Here is a 4,429-nt window from a genome sequence, read left to right as displayed (position 1 = left end):
CCAAGAGATTCAATCGACGAGACGAGCTCTTTAAGAGAAGACTCGGTTTTGACCTCTACTTGCGTCGGGGACAAATTGAGGATCTCCACATCGTGATTCGCATGTAAAGCATTCTCAACTTTTCTCGCACAGCCCATGCAGTTGAGCCCTGATAAAGGTATAACTAACTGATACATAATCTGCACCTCAATAGTAGTGATGCTATGAGCTTAAACCTTCCTGCAAGGGTAAGGTCAATACCCATTTGCTACTCACAACAATTTCGTCAAAATCTCTCGAATCCCACAAGTGCACGGTCATTTTACTTGCGAGTGATCTCAAGGTTTTTTCTCTTTGAATATAAAGTTCCGTTAAAACACCTAAAAGATGAATGAAGTCGCTCACGTTTTTTAGATACTCTCAATGTCAGTTCAGTGTCAAAACGTACTTTTAACGTTTTTTATTTTTTATATTTGATGTTAAGTAATTGTTTTTTATTATTTTATTTTATTTTTGATCTTCTCATTTTGAAGTCGCTCAGATTGCTGTAGGGAAAGTTTTTTAGTGCGAAAAAAGTTTGTCATATTTGCCCCGTCCAAACACTGTTTCAAGTTCCTGCCATGTCCTAGTTAGTGAATTTGAAAATGGAAAAAACTAAAAATATAGGGGTTTATAATGTCTTACCTAAAGAAAAGCCTACTTGCCACGGCAATTACCGGCATGATGTTCAGTGGTGTTGCATTTGCTGATGGTGCAAACAGTGACGCAGCAAAAGAGTTTCTAACCAAAGATTCATTTTCTTATGAAGTTTACGGGATCATCGCGATGCAGGCCGCGTACCGCGATTACGATTCTGGCAGCAAAGCAACGGACGATGATTTGGGTGGCATGCAGCTAAACAACGAATCTCGTATTGGTTTCCGTGGTAAAAAACAATTTGCTAACTTCGACCCTACTTTTATTTGGCAAATCGAAGGCGGTTATGTAGACCCTAGCTTTGGTGGCGAGGGCGCAGGTCTTGGTGAACGTGACACATTCGTCGGTTTTGAAAGTGCATCTTGGGGTCAAATTCGTCTGGGTCGCGTTTTGACACCTATGTACGAATTGGTTGACTGGCCAGCATCTAACCCTGGTCTCGGCGATGTATACGACTGGGGTGGTGCTATTGGAGGCGCCAAGTACCAAGACCGTCAATCAAACACTATCCGCTGGGACTCTCCAATGTTTGCTGACAAATTCTCCCTAGATATCGCAGCTGGTGCAGGTGATAAAGCAGGTCTAGGTGAAGGGGATGACTACTGGGGTGGTATTGCAGCACACTACAAAATTGGTCCTATCCAGTTAGATGCGGCATATGAAGGTAACCGTAATATAAAGATGGAAAGCCAAACGTGGGAAAACAACACGTACTTGGTAGGGGCACAAGGCTGGTTTGATAACGGGATCTCTTTCTTTGCGCAATACAAATACATGGAAGCGGACGCAAGCAATGGTGTGAGTGAAAAGCAAGATGCAATGTCTGCCGCTATCATGTACACCACGGGTGATTGGCAATACAAACTGGCTTACGCCGCTAACTTTGATCTCGAGCGTGATGGTAAGAAAATTAACGATACAGCGGACGATGTGTTATCAGCACAAGTTATGTATTTCGTAGACCCATCGGCAGTGCTGTACGTACGTGCTCGTACTCTAGACTTTGGCGACGGTGCGTCTCAATTAGATAAACCAACAGAAGCACGTTGGAAGTCTGCTGACTACGACGAGTTCTCTGTAGGTGTTGAATACTACTTCTAACTAAAGAAGCAACTAAAAGGGCGGAAACGCCCTTTTTATCTTGATACTTATTCAAATAAGCCTTTGAAATGACTGGCCTGTAAATTTTAGAGGCTTATCTAAATTGGTATAAAGTGAGAAACCATGATGAAAAAAACAACGACACTTCTCGGACTTTGCGCAATGCTTTCTGCGCCTGCTTTTGCTGCTCAACTGACTCTGCAAGCTGAACTGGTTCCTCGCGTTCTCAACGGTGAGTTCGTGTACCCTGAGTGGATTTCCAAAAATAACAGCATCGAGTTAAAGGATGGGGAAAACCAATTGGCGGTAACGGTTGGACAAATCGTATTTGAAGATGGAAAGCGCCGTAAATTCGATTCGCAGCCGCTGGTATTAGAGTTTGATGCAGAAAAAGACACCGAGCTTTCTCTGACTTATCAAACATTCCGTACTATTGAAGAGGCGAGAGCCTTCGAACTCGATCCTAAAGTGGTATTGAAAGACAAAAACGGAAAAGAAGTGGCATTCTCTATGGTTCAACTTCGTAAAGGTGGTTTGCAAGGTTTTCGTGATTATGAACGAGAAGTTGCCGACTATAATAACGCAATGAATAAAGAATCGACTAAGGCAAGCATTGCGTCTTCTCCAGCGGAAACCAAAACAATCAAAGCATCGTTTAATGAATTGAGCCGTGAAGAGCAGCAAGAATTTATGCAATGGGCAATGCGTAACCTGAAGTAATTTCGTCTCGTGCTTTAACAGTAAATAGCAGGGCTGTGCCTTTTTGGTTCTGCCCTGTTTTTATTTCTGTTGTCAAACCGATTGTAGAATTGACTTACGGTGGTAAAATGTCGCCACTTTTATCCTTGACATTACAACGAGAGATCTCTCGTTGCTCATTACCCCTAAGGAACTCAAATGACGGTTAAAACTCGTTTTGCTCCTAGCCCAACTGGCTATCTACACGTTGGTGGTGCGCGTACTGCACTTTACTCTTGGCTATACGCTAAAAACCAAGGTGGTGAATTCGTTCTACGTATCGAAGATACAGACCTTGAGCGTAACTCTCAGGAAGCGGTTGATGCAATTCTTGAAGGCATGGAATGGCTAGGCTTGGAGTGGGATGAAGGTCCTTACTACCAAACTCAACGTTTTGACCGTTATAACGAAATGGTTGATAAGCTTCTTGCTGAAGACAAAGCTTACAAATGTTACGCGTCTAAAGAGCTGCTAGATGAAATCCGTGCAGAGCAAGAAGCAAATAAAGAAATGCCTCGCTACGATGCTAACCATCCAAAAATCAAAGCAGCAAACGAAGCGGCAAAAGATGGCGATCCATGTGTTATCCGTTTCCGTAACCCGAAAGAAGGCAGCGTAGTATTTGATGATCAAATCCGTGGTCGCATTGAAATCCGCAACGATCAAATGGATGACCTAATCATTCGTCGTACTGACGGTTCACCTACTTACAACTTCTGTGTAGTAGTGGATGACTGGGACATGGGTATCACTCACGTTGTTCGTGGCGAAGACCACATCAACAACACCCCTCGTCAAATCAACATCTACGAAGCACTAGGTGCGCCAGTACCTACATTTGCACACTGTGCAATGATCCTGGGTGATGACGGCGCGAAACTGTCTAAACGTCACGGCGCTGTATCAGTCATGCAATACCGCGATATGGGTTACCTGCCTGCGGCACTAAACAACTACCTAGTGCGCCTTGGTTGGTCTCATGGTGACCAAGAAATCTTCTCTCAAGAAGAGATGATCAATCTATTTAGCCTAAACGCAGTATCTAAGTCAGCGTCTGCTTTTAACACTGATAAACTGCAATGGTTGAACAACCACTACATCAAGAACTCAGACCCTGCGTACGTTGCTGAGCATCTACAATGGCATCTAGATCAACAAAAACTAGACGTAACGAATGGTCCTGCTATCACTGACGTGATCAAGCTAGTGGGTGAGCGTTGCAACACGCTAGTTGAGCTAGCTGAGCAAATCCGTTACTTCTATGAAGATTTCTCTGAGTTTGAAGCGGGCGCAGCGAAGAAACATCTACGTGGCGTGGCTAAAGAGCCTCTAGAACTTGCATTAGCGAAAGTGGAAGCACTAACTGAGTGGACGACAGCTAACATCAAAGATGGCGTTATCGCAGCAGTATGTGAAGAGTTGGAAATCGGCATGGGCAAAATCGGTATGCCATTACGTGTTGCTGTAACAGGAGGCGGTCAGTCTCCTTCTGTCGATGCAGTCATGGAGCTGGTTGGAAAAGAGCGTTGTATTGCTCGCATTAAGATGGCGCTTGAGTTCATTGCTGAGCGTGAAGCAAACGCATAATTGCTTTGAACTGAACGTTCTTTTGAATAAATAGTCACAAAGCCGCGGTGAGCAACCGCGGCTTTTTTGTATCTTCAATTTAGATAACGAGAAACTTTCTCTCATATTGGTGAATGAAGAGATGGTTTCACCTGTAATTTACCTCAATATGGATAAGATTTTTTAATCCAAATATCGTTGGCATGAATAAAAAACGAGCGATTATATATCAAATATCTGATTGATTTTTATCCATGTTCCTTAAAGTTCCATTTTGTTTGTCTCATTTTTAAGAAAAAACCTTTGCTTTAGCTATGTTGTTTCAAAAAATAAAGCAAACGTTTGCGTC

The 4,429-nt window shown here is 43.1% G+C and carries 4 protein-coding genes; 3 read left to right on the top strand and 1 reads right to left on the bottom strand.

The features are described from left to right. Nucleotides 1-176: cation transporter (locus tag IQR33_RS36105; protein ID WP_193844225.1), on the bottom strand; the 176-nt coding region annotated here is incomplete at its 3' end. Between the two features lie 478 nt (nucleotides 177-654). Here IQR33_RS36105 and chiP point away from each other — a divergent pair. From chiP to gltX, 3 genes are all read left to right on the top strand, one after another. Continuing rightward, a complete protein-coding gene (gene chiP, locus IQR33_RS27030) occupies nucleotides 655-1,776 on the top strand; it encodes a chitoporin (protein WP_017819978.1) in 1,122 nt (373 codons plus the stop codon). A 123-nt stretch (nucleotides 1,777-1,899) separates the two neighbouring features. Next, complete coding sequence (locus tag IQR33_RS27025; RefSeq protein WP_193837646.1) at nucleotides 1,900-2,496, top strand: DUF2057 domain-containing protein; 597 nt, start codon at nucleotides 1,900-1,902, stop codon at nucleotides 2,494-2,496. 177 nt (nucleotides 2,497-2,673) lie between these two features. After that, nucleotides 2,674-4,101, top strand: coding sequence for a glutamate--tRNA ligase (gene gltX, locus IQR33_RS27020; RefSeq protein WP_005384075.1), 1,428 nt, complete (start codon nucleotides 2,674-2,676; stop codon nucleotides 4,099-4,101). Nucleotides 4,102-4,429: the final 328 nt, after the last annotated feature.

It is taken from the genome of Vibrio sp. OPT46, from assembly GCF_015163535.1.
Classification (GTDB): domain Bacteria; phylum Pseudomonadota; class Gammaproteobacteria; order Enterobacterales; family Vibrionaceae; genus Vibrio; species Vibrio alginolyticus.
Note: the sequence above shows the minus strand (reverse complement) of the source record. Positions and strands in the feature narration are given on the sequence as shown.

Bases quoted from the DNA above. Each gene is read 5' to 3' on its own strand.
- chiP (WP_017819978.1), top strand. From the start codon at position 655: ATGTCTTACCTAAAGAAAAGCCTACTTGCCACGGCAATTACCGGCATG.
- IQR33_RS27025 (WP_193837646.1), top strand. From the start codon at position 1,900: ATGATGAAAAAAACAACGACACTTCTCGGACTTTGCGCAATGCTTTCT.
- gltX (WP_005384075.1), top strand. From the start codon at position 2,674: ATGACGGTTAAAACTCGTTTTGCTCCTAGCCCAACTGGCTATCTACAC.